Origin of the sequence: Citrobacter sp. MGH110 (genome assembly GCF_001037515.1) — a bacterium.
Taxonomy (GTDB): Bacteria; Pseudomonadota; Gammaproteobacteria; order Enterobacterales; family Enterobacteriaceae; genus Citrobacter; species Citrobacter portucalensis.
In genome coordinates this window covers 634538-659866 of the sequence record NZ_KQ089830.1, presented here as the reverse complement: position 1 = coordinate 659866, position 25329 = coordinate 634538, and the positions used below count along the sequence as shown (strand labels likewise).

The following is a 25329-nucleotide window of genomic DNA, read 5'->3' as shown; positions in this document are numbered from 1 at the left end:
TCGCTATAAAATCCCTCTCATAAGCCCCCTGCCTGCTCTGCACCGCTGTTACATGCCGCATCACAACGTTGATTAAAGTTATGTAAATGTAAATCGTTTAAACTTTGCAATTATTGTAAGTGCTAGTGATTATCATTTATTGTACGCGAGCCAAAGGAACGAGCCCCCCGCTCGGTTCACTGTACGTTCCAATTACTCTGGGATATAAACGATGAATTCTCTGCCTCGCGCCGGACTGCGCCGTATCACCCTTGCCTCTGCCCTGGTCTTCTCTGTTAGCCTACCGGCTTTCGCTCAGGATACGTTAACGCTCTATACCACCCGTGAACCGGGTCTGATCCAGCCTTTGCTTGATAGCTGGACCAAAACCAGCGGCATCAAAGTCAGTACGGTCTATATCAAGGACGGTATGCTTGAGCGCGTTAAAGCTGAAGGTAAAAATTCACCTGCCGACCTGCTGATGACCGTCGATGCCGGTAACCTCATTGATTTAGTGGAAGCGGGTGTAACTCAGCCAGTAGAGTCAGAAGCACTGAAAACCGCTATTCCGGCTAATCTGCGCGGCGCAGATAATCAGTGGTTTGCGCTGTCGATGCGTGCCCGCGTGCTGTATGCCGAGAAGTCACTGCCAATCGATAACTGGCATTACGAACAACTCGCCAGCCCTGAGTACAAAGGTAAAGTTTGTATTCGTTCCGGACAGCACCCGTATAACACAGCGCTGATCGCCGCAATGATTGCTCATCACGGTGAAGCAAAGACCGAAGAATGGCTGCGCGGTGTGAAAGCTAACCTGGCGCGTAAAGCTACCGGTGGCGACCGCGATGTAGCTCGCGATATTCTCGGTGGCATTTGCGATATTGGTCTCGCCAACTCCTATTACGTCGGCCATATGAAAAACGCCAAAGAAGGCAGTGATGCACGTCAGTGGGGCGATGCGATTAAAGTCGTTAAACCCACCTTTGAAAATGGCGGTACACACGTCAATATCAGTGGCGCAGCTGTAGCCCGCTATGCACCAAATAAAGCCGATGCCGTTAAGCTGATGGAATATCTGGTTTCCGCACCTGCCCAGCAGCAGTATGCGAAAGCGAACTTCGAATACCCGGTACTGAAAGGCGTGACGCTTGACCCGGTTATTAGCGCAACCATTGGTGAAATCGACGTCGATAAAACGCCGTTAACCGAAATCGTTAAATATCGTAAACAAGCTAGTCTGCTGGTAGATAAAGTTGGATTCGATCAATAAACCTCTGCAGTTTCCGACGTTACGCGGCCTGGTTTCCGGGCCGCAGTCATTATTAACGCCGCTACATCTTGGCGCGCTGTGCGTAGCGCTTGGCGTTCTGACACCGATCATTGCGCTGATTTGGCAGGCTACCCAGGCCGATTTATCTCACTGGGATAATCTCCTGACGTATGTACTGCCTGCCGCACTAAAAAATACCGTGCTGTTATTAGCCGGTGTCGCGGTGATGGTCGGCGTGATTGGCGTAGGCAGCGCATGGGCGGTAACGGCATGGGATTTTCCTGGACGTAAAATTCTTAGCTGGGCGTTACTGTTGCCGCTGGCGATGCCGACCTACATTGTGGCCTTTGCGTGGCTCGATCTGCTGCATCCGATTGGCCCTCTGCAAACGTTTATCCGTTTTTTATTGGGTTTTGACAGCCCAAGACAGTTCCGACTGCCTGATTTACGCTCACTTTCCGGCGCAATCATCCTGCTCGGATTAGTGCTATACCCATACGTGTATCTGACAACCCGCGCCATGTTTATTAGCCAACCGGCTCATTTACTGGAAGCCGCACGCACGCTGGGATGCAGCGCAACCGGAACCTTTTTTCGAGTTGCTTTGCCCATGGCACGTCCGGCACTGGCCGTTGGGATCAGCCTGGCACTGCTGGAAACGCTCAACGATATTGGCGCATCGGAGTTTCTCGGGGTACAGACGTTAACCGTTACCGTATACACCACATGGATCTCGCGTTCTGATTTATCTGCCGCGGCACAAATTGCCTGCATGATGCTGATGTTTATATTCCTGATTCTGACGCTGGAATTTTATGGTCGCAGAAAACAAGGATTCAGCAGCCGCAGCCTGCGGGAAATTCAACCTACGCGCGTGCAGGGCTGGCGTGGTTGGCTGCTCGGTGGCGTTATTTCACTGCCGGTTGTGCTGGGTTTTCTGGCTCCGGTACTGTTTTTAATGTGGGAAAGCGCCAAACGTATAGGTGATGAGAACCCCCTTTCCTCTTCGTTACTGTCAGCATTGCAAAATACGCTATCGCTGGCAGCGGGAACTACGCTAGTGGTGGTTTGCGTCAGTATGCTGGTGGCCTGGAGCGCGCGTCATAGCGCCGCAGACAACGCCATGCCGGGATTTCGTCGCGGCGTGATGCGTCTGGCCTCTTTAGGCTATGCGGTTCCCGGCACAATTCTGGCGATTGGCTTTTTACCCCCCGCCATGGCTGTCGACCGCTGGCTGGCAGATTTACTGGATGTTCGCGGCCTGCCGCTGATGTCCGCCGGGATCCTGCTGGTAATTTGTTGTGCCATGCGATTCCAGGCGATTGCCATTGGCGCACTGGATTCTGGTCTGGGCCGCATTCCACCTTCGCTGGAACAGGCGTCTCGTCTGTTGGGTGAGAATGGTGCGGGGACGTTTGCACGAGTCCATTTTCCCCTGCTGCGCCCGGCGTTAGTCAGCAGTGCCCTGCTGGTTTTTGCTGATGCCATGAAAGAGCTGCCAACAACGTTGCTTTTGCGCCCGGTCAATTTTGAAACGCTGGCAACGTTGCTGTATGCGGAAGCCGCCCGTGGAACCTATGAAGAAGGTGCTATCGCCGCGCTAATGATTGTTTTAGCTGGCACGCTACCGGTTATTTTGTTGGTGCGTCACCAAATGACTCGCCGTGGTTAAGAGAGCAACAATGTCAGAAATTGCATTACGACTCCAGGATGTACACGTTGCTTATGGCAACAGCCAGCAATCGGTACTGAGCGGATTTTCAATGTCGGTACGTAAAGGTGAAATTGCCTGTCTGCTGGGCGCTTCAGGCTGCGGAAAAACCACGGTGCTACGCGCAGTTGCCGGATTTGAACGCCTGCAAAACGGAGAGATCTATGTGTCACAGCGACGTGTTGCCGGTCCCGGCGTTCATCTGCCACCGGAAAAACGTCATGTCGGCATGGTCTTCCAGGAATATGCGTTATTCCCCCATCTGACCGCGCAGCAAAATGTGGCCTTTGGATTGCGTCGCATGCCGCGTGAGGAACAACAGGCCAGAGTGACTGAGTTGTTGAAAATGGTGGAGTTACACAGCCATGCCAACCGCTATCCGCATGAGCTTTCCGGCGGGCAACAACAGCGTATCGCCCTTGCGCGCGCGTTGGCGCCACATCCGGAAATCCTGTTGCTCGATGAACCCTTCTCCAGCCTGGATAAGCGCACGCGTGAGCGTCTTGGCAACGAGGTACGGGATATTTTGCGCGCCGCCGGGCAAACGGCGCTGTTGGTTACCCACAGTGAACACGAAGCCCAGCTAATGGCTGACCATATTGGCGTGGTAAAAATGGGGCAGTATCAAATTAAAAAAGCGACCCATCCGACCTGAAGGTAAACAGGGTCGCCCTGAAAATTAATAATGCTTCTGTACCAGGCTGATGTTCACCGGCATACCGGAACGTCTTTCCAGCGCCTGGCTCCCGCGGCTCACATCCACGTCATTCCCGCTGATAAAGGTGCGCAAAGCGGGAGTGACTGGCAAAGGCACCTTTCTGTCAGACTCGTATTCCGAACGGTTTCGTGACAGCGGCTCATGTACTTCCACCCAGCGACTACCGTCCGGCTCTTCGCTGTATTTCACCGGTCGGTCAATTAATTGTACACGCGTCCCTACAGGCACCGTATCAAACAGGTACTTGATGTCATCATTCCGCAAACGGATGCACCCCTGGCTTACCCGCAGACCAATACCGAAATTGGCATTTGTCCCGTGAATGGCATAAAGCCTGCCAATATAAATTGCATACAGGCCCATCGGATTTTCTGGTCCGGCAGGAACAAAAGCCGGCAAGCTTTCCCCGCGAGCGGCGTATTCACGTCGGGTATTTGGCGTCGGCGTCCAGCTTGGTGCTTCCTGCTTACGTTCGACCGCCGTCACCCAGTTACGCGGCGTTTCTCTACCCGCCTGACCAATGCCAATGGGTAAAACCTCAACCGTATTGCTGCCAGCAGGATAATAGTAAAGCCGCATCTCGGCGACGTTGATGACAATCCCCTCGCGCACGGTATCCGGAAGTATCAGTTGCTGCGGCACAACCAGCGTTGAACCCGATTTAGGCAGAAAAACATCGACGCCCGGATTGGCTTCAAGCATATTGCTCAACCCCTGTCCGTACTGAGCGGCAAATGCCTCCAGCGGCTTGGTGTTTCCTGGTGGAACCGTGATAGTCAATGGGCTACCCACCAGGCGACTCCCCTCTGGCGGCAGCGGATAACTCACCGCCTGCGCGCCCTGACTCGCAAGCAGCATAATGAGTGAACAAAGCAGTTTTACACGACGCATCTTTTTCCTTTCCTTCGTCGCAACAGATATCCGTAAAGTATAGCTTTTATTATCTGTTTTAGTGGCTTACGACATATTTGCGCATAAAAAAACCTCGCCATCAGGCGAGGTTCAGGTTGAGCGGTAACTACGCTTCCTTACCATCTGGAAGCACGATGTTACTGGCGGCGAGCTGCCCCATATTTTTGTACATCGCACAGGCAGCTTCAATAATCGGCATCGCCAACGCGGCCCCGCTACCTTCGCCTAAACGCATCCCCATATTCAGATAAGGATCCAATTCAAGATGCGCCAGCGCGGTGCGTGCGCCCTTCTCAGCGGAGAAGTGTGACGGAATTAAGTAGGGTTTAATCTGCGGTGCAATCTGGCTGGCCGCCAACGCAGCAGAATACGAAAGAAAACCGTCCAGCACCACAGGCAGACCACAGGAGGCCGCCCCAAGCATCACCCCCGCCATACCGACAAGATCAAACCCGCCAACCTTAGCCAGCACATCGACACCGTCATGGCGATCCGGTTGATTGACGGCAATTGCCCGGCGCACAACGTCTACCTTATTCCCCACCCGGGAAAGAGGAAGGTTAGCGCCAATACCCACGACTTCCTCAGCATCACTGCCGGTCAGCACGCTGACAATGGCCGCCGCAGGTGTGGTATTTGCCATACCAAGCTCCCCGACGCCAAACAGCGTTACACCGTCTTTTGCCAGTTCATGGGTATAGCGGATGACTTCCAGCAACAGCTCTTCTGCCTGCGAACGGCTCATTGCCGGGCCTTCGGCTATATTGCCGCAACCGCGTGCCACACGCATATTCACCACACCGGGAATAGGTTCAGCATCAATCCCAACATCTATCACATGAACCTTCGCCCCAGCCTGAGCGGCCAGGACGCAGACGCCGGTCGTTCCACGCGTCATATTGGCAGCCTGTATAGCCGTGACAACTTTAGGCGAAACGGCAACCCCTTCATCCCACACGCCGTGATCGGCGCACATCACCAGCATCGCTTTGCCGTTCACATGCGGCACACCCTTCAGGCCAGGCATCCCGGCCAATTGTACGGCGAGAGATTCGAGTCGCCCTAAACTTCCCGGCGGCTTAAGCAAGCCGTCAATATGCTGCTGTGCACGCAGCATCGCGGCACTGTCGGGTGATGGGATCGTGCGGAGTAAAGAGGTTAAAGTCTGCATAAGGGTTCCAGTATGTGGGCTGACTCAGAGCAGAGCCAGCAAGAAAATCAACTCGCCAAGTTCAATGGCAGCGCCCAGCGTATCGCCGGTTTGCCCACCCAACGTGCGTTTTAATAACTGCCCAAGAATAAAAATCGCCACTATTGTGACAACCAGCGCTGCCACGCCGCGCATGCCGGGAAGTAGCACGGCGGCAAGGATCGCCGCTAATCCCAACGTAACGCAGGTTTGACGCCCGGTGACTTTGCCAATAAAAACGTTGCCCAGTCCTTCTTCGCGGGCATAGCGATGCCGATACATCAGCAACACCGCCGTTCCTCGCCCGGCGACACATGCCGCTGCCAGCGCGGCCAGCATCGGCGTGCCACGCAAAGCCAGTTCACTCACCACCAGTACCTTCGCCAGTAAAACGAAAATTAACGCCAGTCCACCGTGGGTGCCCAGACGACTGTCGCGCATGATTTCCAGCATCCGCTCGCGTCGGCGCGCCGAAAAAATGCCGTCACAGGTATCCGCCAGACCATCCAGATGAAATCCCCCGGTCAGCAATGCCAGTGTCAACACCGCAAAAAGGGCCGCCAACGGAATACCGCACCAGGGCTGGAGCGCCATAAAGACCAGCCCCGTCAGCCCTCCCAACACGACGCCAATCAGGGGAAACATTACAATACCGCGGGAATAGTGCTCGAAATCCAGTCCTTGCGACCAGCGAGCAGGAACGGGCAAGCGACTGATAAAAGAGAGCATTGCCCAGAACAACTTACTCATTTAATTTTGACTCCAATTCCTGATACCACCAGCCAGACCTCATCCGCCGCCGCCGCCAGTCGCTGGTTCACGCGTCCTGCAATATCACGAAAATGCCGCGCCAGACGGTTCTCCGGCACAATCCCCATTCCCACTTCGTTAGTGACCAACACGATCTTTGCCGGGCAGCGCTGACAGGCTGCGATCAGCGAACGGATTTCACCTTCGATAGACTGCTCCATCGCCGCGTAATCCCAGCTGTCCGGATCGCTTTCACCGCCCAGCGCAAACAGCAAGTTGGTCACCATCGTGGTGATGCATTCCAGCAGAATAGCTTCCTGAGGATCGTTCGTGTCCGTGATCAGTTCATCAAGATGTTGCCAACGTTCGGCTGTCCGCCAGTGCGCAGGACGTCCATCGCGATGATGCTGAATTCGCGCAGCCATCTCCTCATCAAAAATCTGCGAAGTCGCGATATACAAAACGTTTGGGGAATCAGCGATCAGCGCTTCCGCATGCCGACTCTTACCGCTTCGCGCGCCGCCAGTAACCAGAATCATCATACTGGCTCCCGGTGTTGCTGCATGATGGTATAAATTTTTTCAATATCGATGTGTTGCCGCATCGCATCCGCCAGCAGATCAAACTGCTGCGATTTATATTGCGCGTAATGGAAGGTGGAATCCAGCGGAGCTAACCCTTTACGTTCTCGCAGGCCATTGACCAACGCACGGGTGAAATCATCGCTGTCGAAAAGACCGTGAAGATAGGTGCCGAACGCCAGGCCATCCGGAGTGACCGCGCCGTCAACAACGTTGCCGCCGTCTTTGTGCAACGTCATCACCGACCGGCATTCATCGGTTAATGCTGTTTCGCCCATATGAATTTCATAACCGCGAACGGATAACCCCGCCGTGCCCGCCAGCCAGTCAGGCAGCGATGAAGACATTTGTCCCTCAACCAGGGTCGTGGTTTTGTGCTGGGCAAAATGGGTGACTGTATTAAGTAAGCCCAGACCCGGCAGCGTACCGAGGCCCGACTCTACTTCATCAATGATGGTGTCGCCGAGCATTTGATAGCCGCCACAAATCCCAACCACCGGTACGTTATTACGATGTAATTGCACGACGCCATGCGCCATCCCGCTTTCACGCAGCCACACCAGATCGCCAAGGGTGTTTTTGCTACCCGGCAAAATCACCAGATCGGCCCCCGCCAGCTCTTCAGGCTGGCGAACATAGCGCACGCGCACGTCCGGCTGAGCAGCAAGCGCATTGAAATCAGTAAAGTTAGAAATGTGCGGTATTTGAACTACGGCGATATCGATATCGCGTTTGTCAGTGCGCAAATACTTGCCCTTTTGCAGCGCAACGCCGTCTTCATCTTCCAGATCAACATCCAGCCATGGCATCACGCCCAATACCGGAACACCGGTCAGCGCTTCAATTTGCTCGATACCGGAGTGCAGTAGCGTCACATCACCGCGAAACTTGTTGATGATCACCCCTTTTACCCGCGCGCGTTCGTGATCGTGCAACAGCGCCAGCGTGCCGTAAATGGAGGCGAACACCCCGCCACGATCGATATCCGCCACCAAAACGACAGGGCACTGCGCCATCTCTGCCATACCCATATTGACGATATCGCGATCGCGCAGGTTAATCTCTGCCGGGCTCCCCGCACCTTCCAGCACCAGCACATCGAACTCCTGCGCCAGGCTATTATAAACTGACAAGATCTGTTCCCGCAGACGTGGCTTGTACTCGTGGTAACTCACCGCGTCCATATCGGTTGCCACTTTACCCATCAGCACTACCTGCGCTTTTCGATCGCTGGTCGGTTTAAGCAACACCGGGTTCATACGCACATCTGGCGTAATGCCTGCGGCTTCGGCCTGAAAAATTTGCGCGCGGCCCATTTCTTTTCCCTCTGGCGTAATGCCAGAGTTCAGCGCCATGTTCTGCGATTTGAACGGCGCGGTATGCAGTCCATCCTGATAAAAAATACGACACAGCCCGGCGACCAATACGCTTTTACCCACATCAGATGCCGTTCCCTGCAACATTATTGCCTGCGTCATGACGCCTCCTTCAGTGCGTTCTCTCGCATACAGCTAAAAAATTCAGCCTCTGTTTTACACAGCGGGAAGCCCAACTCTGTATGCAGCTTCACCAGCCAAGGCTGAGTTAATCCCGCTTGTTCAATAAGATCCGTACGGGCGAAAACGTCGCCTGGCGTACCGTGCGTGAGCACTTCGCCCCGGCGTAAAACGTACACCGCATCGCTGACTTCATAGATAAGATCGATATCATGGCTGGAAATTACGACGTGGTTTCCTTGCGCAACGATGCGTTTGATTATCTCAATCATCTGCGTGCGGCCTGACGGGTCGAGGCCCGCAGTAGGTTCATCCAGCAGCAGATACTGCGCCTGCAACACCAACGCCCCGGCAATCGCTACGCGTTTTTTTTGCCCATGGCTTAAACACTGAATGGGCTGATGGCGAAAATGCTGGGCGTCGACCAGCGTAAGCGCATCTTCCACGCGGCGAGCGATTTCAGCTTCATCCACCCCAAGATTGCGCAGGCTAAAGGCGATATCGCTGTCGATATCGGTATAAAAGATTTGCTGATCGGGGTCCTGAAATACCGTTGCCACCTGTTGACGCAGCGCCAGCAGGCCGCGCTTGCTGTAATCCAGCGGTTTGCCCTGCCACATCACCGCGCCTTGCTGTGGGCGCAATAAGCCACTCAGGTTCATAAACAGCGTGGATTTCCCGCAGCCATTAGCGCCTACCAGTCCGGTGACGGCATGCGTCGAAAAATCCAGAGTTAGCCCTTTGAGGATCGGGTCATCCTGATAGCGAAACCAAAGCGCTGAGGTGGCAAGCATACTTTTCCTTACAGGTGAAAATCACCCTGATACAGTTTGATATCCAGTGTGGTGGTCATTTGCTGGTAGCGGATCAACACACGGGTAAACAGCAATCCCACCAGCATTGCCAGAGAGCGGTAGCCCAACGGCAAGCTACGATAACCAAAACGCAGCGTTTGTGCGCGATGAATAGCCAGCGCCTCGTCTAACAGGATAAAAATAAACCGCCAGGTCAGCAGGATCTGCTCAGTTAGCAGGCGAGGAACGTGCGCGCGTTTGAGTAAGATAATTAATTGCGGAAACGGCAGATTCAGTACCAGCCAGAAGGTTGCCGCCAACGCGGCAAGGCTGCGCCAGAAGGTTTCATTGGCGGTTACCAGGCCTGGTGCGCTGATCCCCAACCAGTAACTTCCCACAGGTATGCTGGCCAACAGCGTCTGTGGATCGCGGCTGATGCTAAACAAAATGGTCACCACGCCAACCGTGAGAAAACCAAATGGCAATGCCATCCAACGGCACCAGCGCCAGAAGGAAATACGCAGCAGCCAGCAGCTCAGCGCGGCAATAAGTAAAAGCTCAATACCCTGCCCCAATGGGGGCAGAGTAAACGCCAGAATCATCATCACCAGCCAGAGCAGAAATTTCCGCACCGGCGAGACATGAACCCAACGGCTTTGATAGCTAAGCCTGTCAAGCCCGGTCATCACGGCGTTGCCTGCCCTTGGTGTAACCCAGGATATAGAAAATCACGGCTGCGCCAAGCGATCCCTGGAGCGTAAACAGCAGACTTTCAATTTCACCGCTTGCGGGTTCATACAACGGCTGGAACCAGGGCTCATAATGCGGGGCAATAGCCTGAATCTGGCTTTCCGCCTCACCATCTGAACCGCCGTACTCCCCACCGTGGTTGATAAAGAACGGCAGGATCACCAGCGCCACTACCATGCCCAATATAATCAGCGTCTTTTTCATCGTTAATGCCCTTGTGCGGTTATCAACTGGCGTTTGGTTAGCTGATCGTAAATCAGCACGGTAAGTAACCCTTCCGCAATCGCAATTGGGATCTGCGTCAGGCAGAAAATCCCCATGAACTTAATGATTGAGCCGGTAGCACCAGCAGAGGGATCCGGGAACGCAACGCCCAGCTGTACAGAAGTCACAAAATAGGTGACGAGATCCGCCAGCATCGCACACAGGAAGACGCAGACATCACGACGCAGCCCTGCGCGGCAGGCCATTTTCCACACCATGTAACCCACTACCGGGCCAATTACCGCCATCGACATGCCGTTCGCGCCGAGCGTTGTCAAACCACCGTGTGCCAGCAGCAGAGCCTGGAACAGCAGGACAATCGCCCCAAGGATGGCTACCACGCCCGGTCCAAACAGGATAACCGCCAGGCCTACACCGGTAGGATGTGAGCAGCTTCCAGTAACGGAAGGAATTTTCAGCGCCGACAGCACAAAAATAAAGGCGCCACACAGGGCCAGCAAAACCTTCTGGTGGTTATCCTCCTGCACGATTTGGCGCAGACGTACCAGTCCGTACCACAGGCAGGGTAAAAACAGCAGCCACCAGGCCAGCGCCCACATCGGCGGCAAGAAACCTTCCATAATGTGCATGGCGAACGCTTGTTCAGGAACAATCATCAGTAATAGCGCCGCAGCCAACCCGCTGAAAGACAGCTGTTTTAGCTGTTGTTCAAGCTTCATTGTGCATACTCCCACTGTTTATTGACCAGAATGGTCGAGAAGTAAGGCAGCGGCTGATCGTCGCTCACCTCATCGAGATGACGCCAGCACTGTTCACCTGGCAGCGTGGCTTCAGACATCATTAATGCACAGTCCAACAAACCCTCTTGTTGTAGCAGCGCTTTAATACGCGCAAAACGACCGTACACTTTCATCAACACCAGACTGTCATGCTGTTTTAACGCTTGCTGGATTTCCGCTTCCGGTGCGGTACAGGAGACCACCGCCAGTGACTGCTGTTCCATAGCGAGCGGCGTTTTGGAACGCGCGGCAATCGCGGCGAAAGACGTGACGCCAGGAACGATTTCCAGCCAGTCAGGACAACCAATACGCTGAAGTAAAAAGACCCAGGTGCTGAACAGCATCGCATCGCCGAGAGTGATAAACCCCACCTGCTTACCGGCCTCGACTTCCTGAACCAGCGCGGCAGCAACTTCATCCCAGACGGCCTCTTTTTCAGCGCTATCGGCACTCATAGGAAAATGGCAGCAGCGGACTTCGGTCTGTTCACCGATATACTCACGTACAATCGACAATGCCAGACTGTCGCCGCCTTTACGCCCGGCAGGCGCATAGAGAATATCCAGCTCGCCCAGCGTGCGTGCGGCACGCACGGTAATCAAGTCGGAAGCACCTGGCCCGGTGCTCAGTGCATACAGTTTTCCGCTCATGCTGCTTCCTCCATCGCCACATTAAGCGCCTGCTGTAAATGTGCCACGAACATGGCGCGAACCGCTGGGTTCTCACCCAGACCACTAAGCCACGGCGTAGCCGGTATCCCTGCTGCATTGAACAACGTTTTCCAGGAATCATCTTCGTCGGAGGCCATATCGTTGATGGCATGGTCGCCAGCGACTAACATCAGCGGCATCAGATGCACCGCCGTCACCCCTTCCTTGATCAAGCCCTCAATAATAATATCCACTTCTGGATAGCTTTCCACTGCGCCTACCCGCGCCGGAAAGCGCTGCGCCGTCATCATGTGGTCGAGACAGGCATAGGCGGCAAAAGCATGGTGGCTGGCACCGTGTCCCATAAAGACCACTTTTTCACTTTCGCCAAGCGCCGGCATCTGCTGTTGCAGCGCCAGCATCAACTGTGCGTAATCTTCATGGCTGCTCAGCAGCGGTACGCCGAGCGTCAGGCGTGAAAACAGCGGACGCATACTTTGCACTTCGCGGACAATTTTTTCGTATTCGTCACCATTAATAATGTGCAGCGACTGAATAGCCACATCCTGATACCCCTGCTCCGCCAGTTTTTGCAGCGCCTGCAGCGGCGTGTCGATTTCAATGCCGTCGCGCTGCTTGAGCTTGCGGATTATCATCCCGGAGGTAAACGCCCGGAACAGGTCGCGGTCAGGGCAGCTAGCTGCAAGATCGCGCTCACAGGCCACGATATTTTTCTCGCAGGTGTCGTGATAGCTGGTGCCAAAGCTGACCACCAGAAGCGCCTTTTTCATCTCAAACTCCTTAAGCAGTGGCCAGCCAGCGCGTTAAACGCGCCCCAAAGGCGGCCTGACTTTCCAGTAACTCTTCTCCCGTCACCAACGGTGCCGGACGTGTAATCACGATGCAGGGGATTCCGGCATCCAGACAGGGTTGAACCTTTTCCTGATAACCACCTTCAGCGCCAGATGCTTTGGTGATCACCACATCAGCCTGGCACTGGCGATAAAACGCAGCGTTGAACTCGGCGCTAAACGGTCCGCACAGTGCGAAGATTTCACCGACGCCAAATCCCAGATCCGCGCATTGCTGAATGACCTCAGGAACAGGCAGAACGCGCGCCAGCAGCGTTTTTTCAGGCAACCCTTCGCGCCAGATAGCCAGATCTTTACTGCCGGTCGTCAGCAGCACACGATCGCCGAAGCGTCGCGCCAACTCACAGGCTTGCTGAATGCTTTGTACGGTATACAGGTGCGGGTGAGTTAAACCACTCAACTGCTCAGGGCGCTGGTAGCGGCTCAGCAGTACGCCCGCCGCTTCGCAGGCGCTCATGATGTTGCGGCTCACCACCTCGGCGTACGGATGCGAGGCATCGATCACCCAGCGCGTCCGATTTTCCTGTAGCCAGGCAATCATTTGTTCGCGCTCCAGACGCCCGCAGCGCACCTGGCCTTTGATGTCTCCCGCCAGTTGTTTCCCTGTTGGGGTTGCAACTGACAGGGTGTAGGCCACGTTTGCCGCATCCAGTTGCTGGCACAGCATGCGCGCATCGCTCGTACCGCCCATGACCAGCACATCACCGTAATTCACAGCACATAACCTCGTGGCGTGATCATCAGGCCGTCCTGAACATAGGTTGTTTTGTTACCCACGATCACAAGGCTGGTCATATCAACCGGTTCGAAATCCATTTCACCGAGCGTGGTTAACCATTTTTCCTGCTTTTTACGTCCGGCAGACTTCACAATACCCACCGGCGTTTGTGCGCTTTTGCTGGCGGAAAGCAGTTCAAATGCGCGCGCCAGATGACCTTCGCGACCCCGACTGCGCGGGTTGTAGAAACAGATAACAAAGTCTGCCTCACCGGCGGCAACGATGCGTTTTTCGATAACCGGCCATGGCGTTAACAGATCGCTTAAGCTGATGTGGCAGAAGTCGTGCATCAGCGGCGCGCCCAGCAAAGAGGCCGCGGCAATGCTGGCGGTCATGCCAGGGATGAGCCTGACCTCAACATCCAGCTTTTGCTTGCTGACCAGTTCGAGCACCAGCCCGGCCATACCGTAAATCCCCGCGTCACCGCTACTGATCAGCGCCACGTTGTGACCCGCCAGTGCCAGTTCGATCGCCGCCTGGCAGCGTTCAATCTCTTTGCACATTCCGGTTTTGATCACCTGCTTGTCACCCGTGAACGCTTTTACCAGATGGGTGTAGGTTTTATAGCCAACGATGATTTCCGCTGCCTGCAGTGCTTCAACGGCTTCCATGGTCATCATTGCCTGCGAGCCAGGGCCAATTCCAATTACGCTTAACATCAGTGTGAAACTCCCAAAGTGATAGTGACGCCCTGTTCTCGCAGGGTCTCGCCCAACAGTTTTCCGTGGCTCAACAGCCAGGCTGCAGGACCGGAAACGCTTCCTGTACCCACCGTTTTGCGAACAAACGATGAGGCTGGAAAACGGTGCTCATGCTCACGCAGCGCGTCAGCAGTAAAGGTTTCGAAAGGAACGCGGCAGCACGAAGCCAGTTGGATAAGTCCCTGTTCATCCTTTTTCAGCGTGATGCTGCCAATCGCTTTTAGTGCCAACGGATCGAGCTGTTGAGCTTCAAGTTGCCGGGCAAGCAGCGCAGCCAGCAGAGGGAACGGCGTATCACGGCGACAGCCAATTCCGGCCACAACCCGCTGTGGCACCAACTTCCAGTGCGGAACAGGCAGGTCAGGTAAATTGGTGCGTAAGGTGATGCACACCAACGCATCCAGTTCGGGAAGCTGATTGAGATCGGTTACCGTGATAAAACCACGGCGATCACAATGGCTGACATCCTGGGTCAGTTCGTCATCCCACCACAGGCCAACCCGTTTGTTGCTGACCAGCATCTGATTAACGATCTTCACCGCCGAACGGAAATCACTCATCCGGGCATTCAGTTGAAATGCCAGCGTATCCAGTGCCGCCATATCGTTCACATCCGTCGCGGTAGTGATAACCGGGTCAGCGCCCAGCATGCCCGCCAGATAACGCGCCAACGCATTGGCACCGCCCGCGTGACCGGAGAGCAGGCTGATGACATGCTGGGCACGTTCATCAATGACCACCACCGCCGGATCGCAGAATTTGTCGTTGACCAGCGGGGCCAGTACGCGCACCGCAATGCCGGTCGCACCGATAAAAATCAGCGCCGAATAATTCGTAAACGCTTCGCGGGCGGTATTCGCAAAGCCGTTTTCAAAGGGAATAAACCCCTCCTCCAGCAGCTTTTCACTGGTAAAACAGGTAACCGGCAGCATAGCTGCCAGACGTTTCGCCAGCACAACGCCGCCAGGAGTCAGGCAAAAAAGCGCAATTGACTCAGGCTTTACGGTATTCATGGCTAAAGTCCGCCGCATAGAGTTTGGAGTAGTGATACTCCGAGCCCAGGAAATTACCGACCAGAATAAGGGCCGTTTTACGGATCCCCGCATCGCGAACCTTGTCGCCAATATCCGCCAGGGTCCCGCGCACGGTCTGGCTTTCCGGCCAAGTTGCTTTATAGATCACCGCCACGGGCGTGGTCGCCGGATAGCCGCCTTCAATAAGACGCTCGGCCACCCGATGAATACGCTGGACGGAAAGATAAATCGCCATTGATGTCTGATGGCTGGCAAAAGACTCCAGCTGTTCACGCTCTGGTACCGGGGTGCGGCCTTCCAGGCGCGTAATGATCAGGCTCTGTGAAACTTCAGGTACGGTGTACTCCACGCCCAGCTCCGCCGCCGCGCCGAGGAACGCGCTGACGCCGGGGACCACCTGCCAGTCAATCCCGCGTTTGGTCAGCTCCTCACCCTGCTCGCGTACGGAACCGTACAACGAGACATCACCGGTTTGCAGGCGCACAACGGTCTTGCCCGCTTTCACTCCGGCCTCCATCAGATCAAGGATCTGCTCCAGATGCAGTTCGGCACTGTCGTGACATTCAGCACCGGCAGGGCAATACTCCAGCAATTCAGTGTTAATCAGCGATCCGGCGTAGATAACAACCTGCGCCTGCTGCAGCAACCGGTAACCTTTGAGGGTAATCAGCTCGCGATCGCCAGGACCTGCGCCAACAAACCACACGCTACGGGGATCAAAAATCTCAGACATGGTTTCCTTCCTTCTGACAGGCGATAACAAATACGGGGTTATTCGGTTTAAAATAGTGACCATTGCCAAGCGAGGTAAGCGAGGAAACCTGTAGCTGCAGGCAATCCACTCCCTGTACGCCAAGATGATCCAGATGTGCCAGCGCGGTGTTGAGGTTTTCCTGGAGGATAAACGTCATCACCAAACGCCCTGCGGGATGCAATTGGCGCATCGACCAGTCAATCAGTTCGGTCAGATGGCCGCCGCTACCGCCCATAAAAATGGCATCGGCTTTTTCAGCGATGGTCATGGGAGCAACGCCGGGAAAAATATCGATATTTGCGCAGGCAAAATGCTGGCGGTTTTCATCCAGCAATCTGAGCGCCGCCGGGTTACGTTCGATGGCCGTTACACGTAATCCGGGATATTGCAACGCGGCTTCTATCGACACGCTGCCGGTTCCGGCACCAATATCAATCAGGTGACTGGCGCGGTGTAATTCAAGTTTTGAGAGGGCAAGTGCGCGTACCGCTTCTTTGGTCATCGGCACTTTCTCTCCACGCAGAAACAGCTCATCTTTCATCAAGGATCACCACTGCATTCATGTCATAGTCAGCGTTAACTTCACGCACAGGCAGGAAATGGATCTGTTCGTTTTCCATCGCCAGGTTTTCGCCAATCACCATCCAGCGATGCCCCTTGCCTCGGGCAATGAGCTGCTGCGCGATTTCACGCGGGCCACACAGCGCATCAGTCACCATCGCCACCTTGTTATGTCGCGCCAGCTCATCAAAACAGACGCTGCGGCCATGGCTACTGGTCAGCCACATATCGTTCATATCAATACCGGACTGCGCGCACAGGTACTGCACCGCACTAATGCCGGGAATAATCCGCACATTCTCAATACCAAAATGCGCCACCATGCGCGTCCCGATGCCGTAAAACAGGGGATCGCCAGACGCCAGTACCACAACATGCTTCTCCTGGTGCGCGCTAATCCAGCTCAGGAGTTCCGGGATATTGGAGCCAAGAGCAAACTGTTCACCGGCAAAATCCGGGAATTGCTGCAAATGCCGCTTTCCACCGACCAGAACATCCGCCGTCGCGACCGCTTCTCGTGCCGCAGGCGTCATCAAATGCAAACCGGCGGGGCCCATCCCTACAACGGTTAACATTGCATCTCCTCAGCAATCTCTGAGACCGGACGATTACTTCCAAGAACCTGATTATCAAAAGAAAACATGATGGCATCGCAGGTCGGGGGATTTTTGGTAAAGCGCAGCGTTTGCAGGACACGCATACAAATGCGCTGAGCCAGATGGTCATAAATGTGCTGGAAGCCGTACGCCTCGATATGTTCCATCGCCGCTTCGGTGGTATCGCACTCGCTGACCAACGTCAGCAGTTCCAGCGGTGCGCCAAGTAGCGCGAGGTGAGCCACCAGCGTTTCCATGCGGGCATCGGCAATATGGCTATGGGTATGGAAAATCCCCGCCGCGATTTTGACGAGCTTGCCTGGATGTCCCACCAGCACGATTTGCCGGAACCCCAGACGTACGGCTTCTTCAATCATGTAACCGACAAAGTTGCTCATGGTGACCACAACCTGGGTGTCGATACCCATCTGCTCGCGCACAAAACGCTCGCCGTGGTTTCCCGGCACCAGTACAACACGCTCCAGCCCTGCCGCCCGCTTAATTTCCAGCTCAAGCGACAGTGAACGCTTCCAGCTCTCTTCTGACATCGGCGTGACAATACCCGTGGTGCCGATAATCGAAATGCCGCCAAGAATGCCAAGGCGAGAGTTGTAGGTTTTTTGCGCCCGTTCTTCGCCTTCTGGCGCGAAGATTTCAATCTGCGCCCCACGATTTGGGCCAATCGCTTCGCGGACGGCTGATTCAATGGTCTGGCGAGGTGTACGGTTAATCGCCGAACTGCCCACCGGCAGGCCAATCCCTTTGCGGGTTACCGTACCGACCCCTTCACCGCCCTGTAAGGCAATCACGCCACTATCGTCTAACGTCACGCGAGCAAAAATCAGCATGCCGTGGGTGGCGTCCACATCATCTCCACCGTCTTTGCGGATGGCCGCTATTGCCTGCTGCCCTTCGATATGCGGTGACTCCACGTTCAGGCACAGCGTCACCCCGGAAGGCGTCACGATGGAAACCTGATGGATGAGGTGTTGGCGCAATACCATCAACGCGGCAACTTTTGCCGCCGCTGTGGCGCACGATCCCGTGGTATATCCTTTACGCAGCGCTTTACCGTTGTGCCACACCGGCGTATCGAAGGCCTCGCTCATCGCGCCCCCTGCATGTGATAAAGCATGGCGTTGACGATAGCGGCGGCGACATTGCTTCCCCCTTTGCGGCCTAACGCTGCAATGGCGGGCAAATTGCTTTGGGTCAGGGCATCTTTCGACTCTTCAGCACCAACGAACCCGACCGGTACACCCACCACACCGCTGACGGCAACATCATGCTCAAGCAGGCGGAACAGCGCAGTCGGCGCGTTGCCAAAGACAAACAGCTTTTCCCCCTCTTCCTTCACCGCAATGTCGACTGCCGCCATGGACCGGGTAATACCCTGCTCTTTTGCCGTACGCACAACCCGCGGGTCGCTGATGTAGCAGCGGCATTCACCGCCGAATTTTGCCAGCAGCGTTTTATTGATCCCGGAAAGCGCCATCGTGGTATCGGTGTAAATCACGCTCGAACGGCTAAGCGCCGCACAAAACTGCTCCAGCACATCACTGGAAAACCACAGAATGTCCAGCCAGTCGAAATCTGCCGTCGTGTGAATAACCCGCTTGATAATGGCTTCATGTAACGGACTGGCAAACTGATAGTCCGGACGGGTTTCACGGATGATCTCGCCAATAATGTCGAAACTTTTGGCTTCAATCGCTTGGGGTTGCTGGATGTATTGCATTATGTTGTCCTCAGGCTACACCGACCCACAGCCACCGCAGCGCAATAAACAGCGCCAGTGCCAGCGTCGATGCCACCCACATCAGTCGAATCGTATGGGAAATGTCGTCTACCGAAATGTCGCGTTGAGCATCACCGATCCACGGTTTCTCAACGCGCTCGCCAAAATAGTCATTAGGACCACCCAGACGAATGCCTAATGCCCCGGCTACGGATGCCTCTGACCACGCACAGTTTGGGCTGCTATGGTTGTAGCGATCGCGCCAGCCAATCTGTAAAGCTCGCGAGCCGTCTTTACGACATAAAAATGCCGCCACGCCCAGCAACAGCCAGCTCAGTCTTGCAGGAATAAAGTTCGCGACATCGTCCAGACGCGCGCTGACCATACCAATAGCGCGGTATTTTTCATGTTTGTAGCCCACCATGGAGTCAAGGGTGTTTACCGCTTTGTAGGCCATCGCCAAGGGCGCACCGCCGAGGAGGAGAAAGAACAACGGCGCGATAATGCCGTCTACGGTGTTTTCAGCCACGGTTTCCACCACCGCGCGATTGATCTGCTGCGGTTGCAGCTGTGAGGTATCACGCCCCACAATCCATGACAATTTCTCCCGACTCTGAGCAAGGTCACCGGCCCGTAGAGGACGTTCGACATCCTGCGCGGCCTTTGCCAGGCAGCGTCCGGCCAGCACGGTAAAGATCATCCATATCTCTACCACCCACCCCAACCAGGGATGAATAGATTCTGCCAGTGCCAGCACGCCCCAGGACACAGCCCAGGTCAGACCAACCACCACAATCCACATCACCGCGCCGCCGATGCGCAGCGCACGGTCGCTATGGCAATAACGCCGAATAACTCGCTGCACGGCAGAAATCAGATTGCCAATCCAGCGCACCGGATGTGGCCAGTTCTGCGGATCGCCGATGATAAAATCAAGCAGCCAGGCAATACACCATGCAAGGATCGTCATAGCGCACTCCTCGCAGCTGCCAGCCAATGGTTAAGCATCTGCGGACGTTGAGCAAAATGAACGTGTAGATAGCTGGCGAAGGTGTTTCCGACCTGCCAGCCGCCGGACCAGGCTTGCAGCGTTTTACCATCGCGCACTTTGCGACAGTTCATTACTGCTGGCGTTTCAGGAGTAAAATCGGAGTAGTGGAATTCATGTCCGCGCAGCACTTCGCCTTCTGCAGCTAACAATGTTTGCTGCGCGGCCTGCGCTTCGCAGTAGCCAAATCGGGTCAGACGTTTCCCCATTTTGCTGTGGCCGGGAATGATATCCGCCATCAGCCAGGTATCGCCGTTGCTGTCCTCAAGCGAACTGCCGAGATACATCAGCCCGCCGCACTCTGCATAAATCGCGACGCCACGTTGATGTGCCTCTCGCAGTTGATTCAGCATCGAGACATTGCGAGCCAGCGCCGCAGCGTGTAGCTCTGGATATCCGCCACCTAACCAGATCATCTGACAGTCCGGTAAACAGGTGTCGTGCAACGGGCTAAAACGAACAATATTTAGTCCAGTACGTTCCAGCAGCGTAATGTTATCCGGATAGTAGAAGTTGAAGGCTTCATCATCGGCAATTGCAAGCGTTAGCCCTGCTCCGGCGTCTGCGGCAGGAAGCGCGGGCCATTCGCCAGCAGGAAGATTGGTTGACTGGCTTAATGTCAGCAGCGCGTCGATATCAAGGGTATGCTCCAGAGTCGCGGCAAAAGCCTGCCACGGTTGCTGATTGATAACCGACTCACGTGCGGTTACTAAACCCAGATGACGTTCGGGAAGGGCAACACCCTCCATACGGGGTACGTAGCCCAAGACGGGTACATCGCAGTATCGTTCGATTGCGACTTTCAGTAACTGGTAATGCGTTTCGCTGTTAACCCGATTAACAATAACCCCGGCGATGTTCAGGGTGGGATCAAAATGCTGAAAACCCATTACCGTTGCGGCGATTGAAGTGGAAACGGCTTTGCCATCAACCAGTAAGATGACCGAACAGCCTAACTGTTTAGCCATCGCGGCGGTGCTGCAGTAGTTTGGATCGGTACCATAGCCGTCATACAGCCCCATCACACCTTCAATAACGGCGATATCCGCATGTTGCATCTGCTCGTTGAATAGAGCGTTCAGCGTGGGGACGGGAAGCATGAAGCTATCAAGATTGCGGGAAGCGGTACCGCATACCGCTGTATGCCAGCCGGTATCAAGGTAATCAGGACCCACTTTGCAAGGCTGGACGCGCAAACCGCGTTTTTTCAACAAGCTCAACAAGCCCAGCGTCACCGTGGTTTTACCACAGCCGCTTCCGGTACCTGCAAGAACAAATGCGTGAAAATTGGCCGCCATACCCTGATCCTGTTCAGGGTGGTAGGGGTGTAGAGATACCCAGTCTCTCGACTGTATGCATCTGAACCACCCACTTCCCACCGAAGTTGTTGGTAGTCACTGACAGGCAGGTCTTCTGGCTTAGCGTCATCCTCACCCGTCCTTCCCAATCTTGCGATCAGTGGTCCATACGGGGTCGTCAGCATCACAGCAGCGGGGGCTGCGGGGGATTCTCACCCCCTTCCCTACCACAAATGTGGCAAACCTGTCAGTTCAAGAGCCTGGTTAATTAAGCTCTCTGTTATGAGGTAAATTCACGACCTCATGACAATAATTCAATTTAATATCTTTCCGAGTTCATTCAGCCAATTTTCTGGCCTTAACCCACTTATTCACACGTTCACTTTTTGAATGAAAGTATCAGCTAAGAATAAAGAAAGTCATTCACACAGACACTGTATCTCATCACAAAAATAAAAACTGGTGCAGTTTATCCCTCTAATACCATTATTTTGTTGCGCTATGACAATTTATTGACTGCTGTTGTCACATTTCATTTTATAATGACTAACATAGCGCCCGATATCAAAAATTGGCAATAGCAAAATATTGCTATTTAAGCGGATTCACCGCGTGAAATGACATTTATTTGCTGACGAAATGCCTGCGGCGTAACCTGATAGGTCTGGCGGAAAACTTTGCAAAAATAACTTGTTTGCGAAAAGCCTAAATTACGCGCAATGCTGGCTATACTCCAGTCACTGTGACAAAGCAGCTCTTTGGCACTGGCCATTCTTTGCTGGTTTACCCATGCGTTAAAACCAATACCCTGATATTTTTTGAACAATTTGCTGAAATAGTACGGGCTAAGGAAAACATGAGAGGCAACATCTTCCAGACGTAGATCGTCTGATAAATGTGCATCAATATAGCGCAGGGCTTTTTTCATTTTACTGTCATGAGGGTTGGTACTACGGTTAGCGCGTACCGGCTCTGACTGCTGCGGGTTATCTTTGATAACAACAAAATTAAGTTGTTTCTTAAGGCAATTTTCGACGATGAGCTTGAGTAAATCCGCTGAAGCAATGACGCGAGAATAGTCCATTTCAGGTACATTACGGAACTCGTTTACCAGCTCTGGATCGGCTTGCCAGCGGTCATCGACGTTCAGAATATCAACGAGGCCTACATCGTTACTTAAGCGTACTTGTCCACAAAGCACGAACCCTACCAGGTGTCCCGCGATGACCAGCGGAATTGAGAAATCGGTAAGCCCGGCATGGCAGCGATAAATGCAGGGTTGATCGGATTTAGAGGCTTCCAACCCTCCACAGCGGTCGCTCATACGACAACGCGTACTATGCTGAGGATGCTGGCGCATCAACTGGCAAAAAGGAGTGAAATTAAAAAGCTCAGAAATTTCATCACCGTGAATATTGACAACCACAACAGCCAGACTGGTGGCCTGTGCAAAATCCTGTGCGATTTTATTAATGAGTTCTGAGTTCAGGGCACTCGCAGAAATCATGATAAAACCTCTCAGTTAATTTATTGTTATAAATAAAACATATTATTCACACATTCATTTTCATCTCGCGATCCAGCGCTCTGATGAAAGTCAGCATTGAACATAACAAAAGTCTCCCATTGTTGGGAGACTTTTTAAGCCGTTCAGGAAACCGGATCACGAAAACAGTTTTTACCTTTCAATAATAAACATCTTTCGTGAAGCTAGCTCTCGTTTTCCTCCAACTTACACGAATTACACGGTAAATTTTTGCCAATAAAATAACGATAAATTGCTGCGCCCGCACAGGCGCCGATGATGGGTGCCACAATCGGCACGATGAAATAAGGGATATCGCGCCCCCCGGTCATCGCAACATCACCCCACCCGGCCATCCAGGCAAACAATTTAGGACCAAAATCACGTGCCGGGTTCATCGCAAAGCCGGTAAGTGGACCGGTTGATGCGCCGATAACAGCAACCAGAATACCAATCAGCAGTGGTGCTAACGGGCCTTTGGGAACACCGTTACCGTCGTCCGTTAGCGCCATAATCATCCCCATCAGAATGGAAGTAATCACCACTTCAACCAGTGCGGCCTGCCAGACACTCAGTGCGGCGGCAGGATACGTACTAAAAATGCTGGCAAGTTGCAGGCTTTCCAGACTGCCGCGTACCATTTGGTGGGCTGATTCATACTCAATAAATAAGCTGCCGTACAACAAATAGGCCAGCATAGCGCCACCAAAGGCCCCCGCGATCTGAGCGACAGAATAAGGTAGTACCTTACGACCCGGAAAACAGGCAAACAACCAAAGTGCGATGGTAATAGCGGGATTGAGATGGGCCCCAGAAATCCCGGCTGTCAGGTAAACTGCAAGCGAGATCCCCAAACCCCATATGATGCAGATCTCCCACAATCCCAAACTGGCACCCGCGACCTTCAGGGCGCTCAGGCACCCAATACCAAAAAACAAAAATAGTCCGGTACCCAAAAACTCAGCAATACATTGCGCTCTTAGTGAATCGTTCATTGTGACACCTTCTAAGCAGAGTTCGTGTCTTTACCAGCGGACTCCTTGCTGGCAGGAAGATTACTTCAAGGCTTACTATAAAAATCTGTATCGGCAAATTGTTGGCAATCTGCAAGCGACATGCCCTTAAAAATCGTGTTGTGATAGCAAATTCTTGCTATCACCTTTATTAAAGCAGGCGGTAAAACGAGGATTTACCCTATTAAAAGCACATTTTCAAAATAATAAAATATTGCGAACAGCAGAATTCCATTTTCAAACGATCATCACAATTTCATTTTTCTCGCATAGCAAATGATATTTAAACTGTCACTCGGAAAAGTGTAAATATGGAATTAACATAACCAAATAGTCACATTACTTAAACTAAAAATAACCAACAAAAACAAATTGTTATGATGACATATAGCAATTTTATCTCACCATAACCCCACTATTTTTTCACTCTTACTTTCAACTCAGCCATTCTTTTTCCTCGCTTCTTTTTATAGTCATGAAAATCGGGACAACCCAGGCGAGGTCTTTATGCAACAAGAAGCGTTAGGAATGGTAGAAACCAAAGGCTTAACTGCAGCCATAGAGGCCGCAGATGCAATGGTGAAGTCAGCCAATGTAATGCTGGTCGGCTACGAAAAAATTGGTTCGGGACTGGTAACAGTCATTGTCCGTGGCGATGTCGGCGCAGTCAAAGCAGCAACAGATGCAGGTGCCGCCGCAGCCCGTAATGTGGGAGAAGTGAAAGCCGTACACGTCATCCCACGCCCGCATACCGATGTAGAAAAAATCTTACCGAAGGGAATTAGCTAATGAGCAGCAATGAGCTGGTTGAACAGATCATGGCGCAGGTGATTGCTCGCGTGGCAACGCCGGAACAGCAGGCTATCCCTGAAAATAATCCTCCAACACGAGAAACGGCTATGGCAGAGAAAAGCTGCAGTTTAACGGAGTTTGTCGGTACCGCGATTGGCGACACCGTCGGTCTGGTAATCGCCAACGTAGACAGCGCCCTACTGGACGCGATGAAACTTGAAAAACGGTATCGCTCCATTGGCATCCTTGGCGCCCGTACTGGCGCAGGCCCGCACATCATGGCCGCCGATGAAGCGGTAAAAGCCACCAATACTGAAGTCGTCAGTATTGAGTTACCACGTGATACCAAAGGCGGCGCAGGTCATGGCTCGCTGATTATTCTTGGTGGCAACGATGTTTCCGACGTGAAACGCGGCATTGAAGTCGCACTGAAAGAACTGGATCGCACCTTTGGCGATGTTTATGCCAACGAAGCCGGTCACATCGAAATGCAGTACACCGCACGCGCCAGCTACGCGCTGGAAAAAGCCTTTGGCGCACCGATTGGCCGTGCCTGTGGCGTTATCGTCGGCGCGCCAGCATCCGTTGGTGTCCTGATGGCCGATACGGCCCTGAAATCAGCCAACGTGGAAGTTGTGGCCTACAGCTCCCCTGCCCATGGCACCAGCTTCAGTAACGAAGCCATTCTGGTTATTTCGGGTGACTCTGGCGCTGTTCGTCAGGCCGTTATCTCCGCCCGTGAAATCGGTAAAACCGTACTCGGGACCCTCGGCTCAGAGCCGAAAAACGATCGTCCGTCCTACATCTGATATCAG

Annotated in this window: 28 protein-coding genes and 1 riboswitch; of the genes, 5 read left to right on the top strand and 23 right to left on the bottom strand. The window is 53.7% G+C overall.

The features are described 5' to 3' along the window. Positions 1-211: 211 nt before the first annotated feature. Genes SK38_RS03060 through SK38_RS03050 form a run of 3 tightly spaced genes read left to right on the top strand, consistent with a single transcriptional unit; the run spans position 212 to position 3615 of the window. Positions 212-1249 (top strand): extracellular solute-binding protein, encoded by a 1038-nt coding sequence (locus SK38_RS03060; RefSeq protein WP_048235116.1) that lies wholly within the window; start codon positions 212-214, stop codon positions 1247-1249. After that, complete coding sequence (locus SK38_RS03055; RefSeq protein ID WP_048235115.1) at positions 1233-2921, top strand: ABC transporter permease; 1689 nt, start codon at positions 1233-1235, stop codon at positions 2919-2921. The genes SK38_RS03060 and SK38_RS03055 overlap by 17 nt, the downstream gene beginning before the upstream one ends. A 10-nt stretch (positions 2922-2931) precedes the next feature. Then, positions 2932-3615: an ABC transporter ATP-binding protein gene (locus SK38_RS03050; protein WP_032669186.1), complete on the top strand. Its 684-nt coding sequence runs from the start codon at positions 2932-2934 to the stop codon at positions 3613-3615. Positions 3616-3639: 24 nt separating this feature from the next. Here the strand turns inward: SK38_RS03050 and ldtA are convergent, their stop codons facing one another. The 23 genes from ldtA to pduF form a co-directional block, all read right to left on the bottom strand. After that, positions 3640-4569: a L,D-transpeptidase gene (gene ldtA, locus SK38_RS03045; RefSeq protein ID WP_048235113.1), complete on the bottom strand. Its 930-nt coding sequence runs from the start codon at positions 4567-4569 to the stop codon at positions 3640-3642. A gap of 127 nt (positions 4570-4696) precedes the next feature. Beyond that, positions 4697-5761 carry a nicotinate-nucleotide--dimethylbenzimidazole phosphoribosyltransferase gene (gene cobT, locus SK38_RS03040; protein WP_008785130.1) on the bottom strand — a complete coding sequence of 355 codons (1065 nt, stop codon included), beginning with the start codon at positions 5759-5761 and terminating at the stop codon, positions 4697-4699. A gap of 24 nt (positions 5762-5785) precedes the next feature. Further along, positions 5786-6529 carry an adenosylcobinamide-GDP ribazoletransferase gene (cobS, locus tag SK38_RS03035; protein ID WP_003834082.1) on the bottom strand — a complete coding sequence of 248 codons (744 nt, stop codon included), beginning with the start codon at positions 6527-6529 and terminating at the stop codon, positions 5786-5788. Beyond that, positions 6526-7071, bottom strand: a complete 546-nt coding sequence (cobU, locus tag SK38_RS03030; protein ID WP_048216012.1) for a bifunctional adenosylcobinamide kinase/adenosylcobinamide-phosphate guanylyltransferase — start codon at positions 7069-7071, stop codon at positions 6526-6528. The genes cobS and cobU overlap by 4 nt, the downstream gene beginning before the upstream one ends. Beyond that, positions 7068-8588, bottom strand: a complete 1521-nt coding sequence (locus SK38_RS03025; protein WP_048216011.1) for a cobyric acid synthase — start codon at positions 8586-8588, stop codon at positions 7068-7070. The genes cobU and SK38_RS03025 overlap by 4 nt, the downstream gene beginning before the upstream one ends. After that, the gene (locus tag SK38_RS03020; protein ID WP_003839037.1) at positions 8585-9400 is read right to left on the bottom strand and encodes an energy-coupling factor ABC transporter ATP-binding protein; all 816 of its coding nucleotides are present in this window, start codon (positions 9398-9400) and stop codon (positions 8585-8587) included. The genes SK38_RS03025 and SK38_RS03020 overlap by 4 nt, the downstream gene beginning before the upstream one ends. Positions 9401-9408: 8 nt before the next feature. Beyond that, entirely contained in the window at positions 9409-10086 is a 678-nt protein-coding gene (locus SK38_RS03015; RefSeq protein ID WP_003834087.1) for an energy-coupling factor ABC transporter transmembrane protein, read from the bottom strand. Then, positions 10073-10354 (bottom strand): energy-coupling factor ABC transporter substrate-binding protein, encoded by a 282-nt coding sequence (locus SK38_RS03010; protein WP_003030289.1) that lies wholly within the window; start codon positions 10352-10354, stop codon positions 10073-10075. Before SK38_RS03010 ends, SK38_RS03015 begins: the two co-directional genes overlap by 14 nt. A 2-nt stretch (positions 10355-10356) precedes the next feature. Further along, on the bottom strand, positions 10357-11094 hold the full coding sequence (gene cbiM, locus SK38_RS03005) for a cobalt ECF transporter S component CbiM (protein WP_003834098.1): 738 nt from the start codon (positions 11092-11094) through the stop codon (positions 10357-10359). Beyond that, positions 11091-11804 (bottom strand): cobalt-factor II C(20)-methyltransferase, encoded by a 714-nt coding sequence (locus tag SK38_RS03000; RefSeq protein ID WP_048216010.1) that lies wholly within the window; start codon positions 11802-11804, stop codon positions 11091-11093. Before SK38_RS03000 ends, cbiM begins: the two co-directional genes overlap by 4 nt. Beyond that, positions 11801-12595, bottom strand: coding sequence for a sirohydrochlorin cobaltochelatase (gene cbiK, locus SK38_RS02995; protein ID WP_048235110.1), 795 nt, complete (start codon positions 12593-12595; stop codon positions 11801-11803). Before cbiK ends, SK38_RS03000 begins: the two co-directional genes overlap by 4 nt. A gap of 10 nt (positions 12596-12605) precedes the next feature. Beyond that, positions 12606-13391 (bottom strand): cobalt-precorrin-6A reductase, encoded by a 786-nt coding sequence (locus SK38_RS02990; RefSeq protein ID WP_008785136.1) that lies wholly within the window; start codon positions 13389-13391, stop codon positions 12606-12608. Continuing rightward, complete coding sequence (locus SK38_RS02985) at positions 13388-14113, bottom strand: precorrin-3B C(17)-methyltransferase (RefSeq protein ID WP_048235108.1); 726 nt, start codon at positions 14111-14113, stop codon at positions 13388-13390. The genes SK38_RS02990 and SK38_RS02985 overlap by 4 nt, the downstream gene beginning before the upstream one ends. Next, positions 14113-15168, bottom strand: coding sequence for a cobalt-precorrin 5A hydrolase (cbiG, locus tag SK38_RS02980; protein ID WP_003834107.1), 1056 nt, complete (start codon positions 15166-15168; stop codon positions 14113-14115). Before cbiG ends, SK38_RS02985 begins: the two co-directional genes overlap by 1 nt. Beyond that, a complete protein-coding gene (locus SK38_RS02975) occupies positions 15149-15922 on the bottom strand; it encodes a cobalt-precorrin-4 methyltransferase (RefSeq protein ID WP_003030275.1) in 774 nt (257 codons plus the stop codon). The genes cbiG and SK38_RS02975 overlap by 20 nt, the downstream gene beginning before the upstream one ends. Next, positions 15915-16484 (bottom strand): decarboxylating cobalt-precorrin-6B (C(15))-methyltransferase, encoded by a 570-nt coding sequence (locus SK38_RS02970; protein ID WP_048235107.1) that lies wholly within the window; start codon positions 16482-16484, stop codon positions 15915-15917. The genes SK38_RS02975 and SK38_RS02970 overlap by 8 nt, the downstream gene beginning before the upstream one ends. Beyond that, on the bottom strand, positions 16474-17079 hold the full coding sequence (locus tag SK38_RS02965) for a cobalt-precorrin-7 (C(5))-methyltransferase (protein ID WP_048235106.1): 606 nt from the start codon (positions 17077-17079) through the stop codon (positions 16474-16476). Before SK38_RS02965 ends, SK38_RS02970 begins: the two co-directional genes overlap by 11 nt. After that, positions 17073-18209 carry a cobalt-precorrin-5B (C(1))-methyltransferase CbiD gene (cbiD, locus tag SK38_RS02960; RefSeq protein WP_048235104.1) on the bottom strand — a complete coding sequence of 379 codons (1137 nt, stop codon included), beginning with the start codon at positions 18207-18209 and terminating at the stop codon, positions 17073-17075. The genes SK38_RS02965 and cbiD overlap by 7 nt, the downstream gene beginning before the upstream one ends. Then, a complete protein-coding gene (locus tag SK38_RS02955; protein WP_008785140.1) occupies positions 18206-18838 on the bottom strand; it encodes a cobalt-precorrin-8 methylmutase in 633 nt (210 codons plus the stop codon). Before SK38_RS02955 ends, cbiD begins: the two co-directional genes overlap by 4 nt. Positions 18839-18848: 10 nt before the next feature. After that, on the bottom strand, positions 18849-19808 hold the full coding sequence (cbiB, locus tag SK38_RS02950; RefSeq protein ID WP_048235101.1) for an adenosylcobinamide-phosphate synthase CbiB: 960 nt from the start codon (positions 19806-19808) through the stop codon (positions 18849-18851). Beyond that, complete coding sequence (locus tag SK38_RS02945) at positions 19805-21184, bottom strand: cobyrinic acid a,c-diamide synthase CobB (RefSeq protein WP_048235100.1); 1380 nt, start codon at positions 21182-21184, stop codon at positions 19805-19807. Before SK38_RS02945 ends, cbiB begins: the two co-directional genes overlap by 4 nt. 88 nt (positions 21185-21272) lie before the next feature. Further along, positions 21273-21447: riboswitch (cobalamin riboswitch) on the bottom strand. A gap of 332 nt (positions 21448-21779) precedes the next feature. Beyond that, positions 21780-22691 carry a transcriptional regulator PocR gene (gene pocR / locus SK38_RS02940; protein WP_003834122.1) on the bottom strand — a complete coding sequence of 304 codons (912 nt, stop codon included), beginning with the start codon at positions 22689-22691 and terminating at the stop codon, positions 21780-21782. A 203-nt stretch (positions 22692-22894) separates the two neighbouring features. Next, positions 22895-23704, bottom strand: coding sequence for a propanediol diffusion facilitator PduF (pduF, locus tag SK38_RS02935; RefSeq protein WP_003030258.1), 810 nt, complete (start codon positions 23702-23704; stop codon positions 22895-22897). Between the two features lie 525 nt (positions 23705-24229). Between pduF and pduA the strand changes: the two genes are divergently transcribed. After that, positions 24230-24511 (top strand): propanediol utilization microcompartment protein PduA, encoded by a 282-nt coding sequence (gene pduA, locus SK38_RS02930; RefSeq protein ID WP_003030255.1) that lies wholly within the window; start codon positions 24230-24232, stop codon positions 24509-24511. Continuing rightward, the gene (gene pduB / locus SK38_RS02925) at positions 24511-25323 is read left to right on the top strand and encodes a propanediol utilization microcompartment protein PduB (protein WP_003834129.1); all 813 of its coding nucleotides are present in this window, start codon (positions 24511-24513) and stop codon (positions 25321-25323) included. The genes pduA and pduB overlap by 1 nt, the downstream gene beginning before the upstream one ends. Positions 25324-25329: the final 6 nt, after the last annotated feature.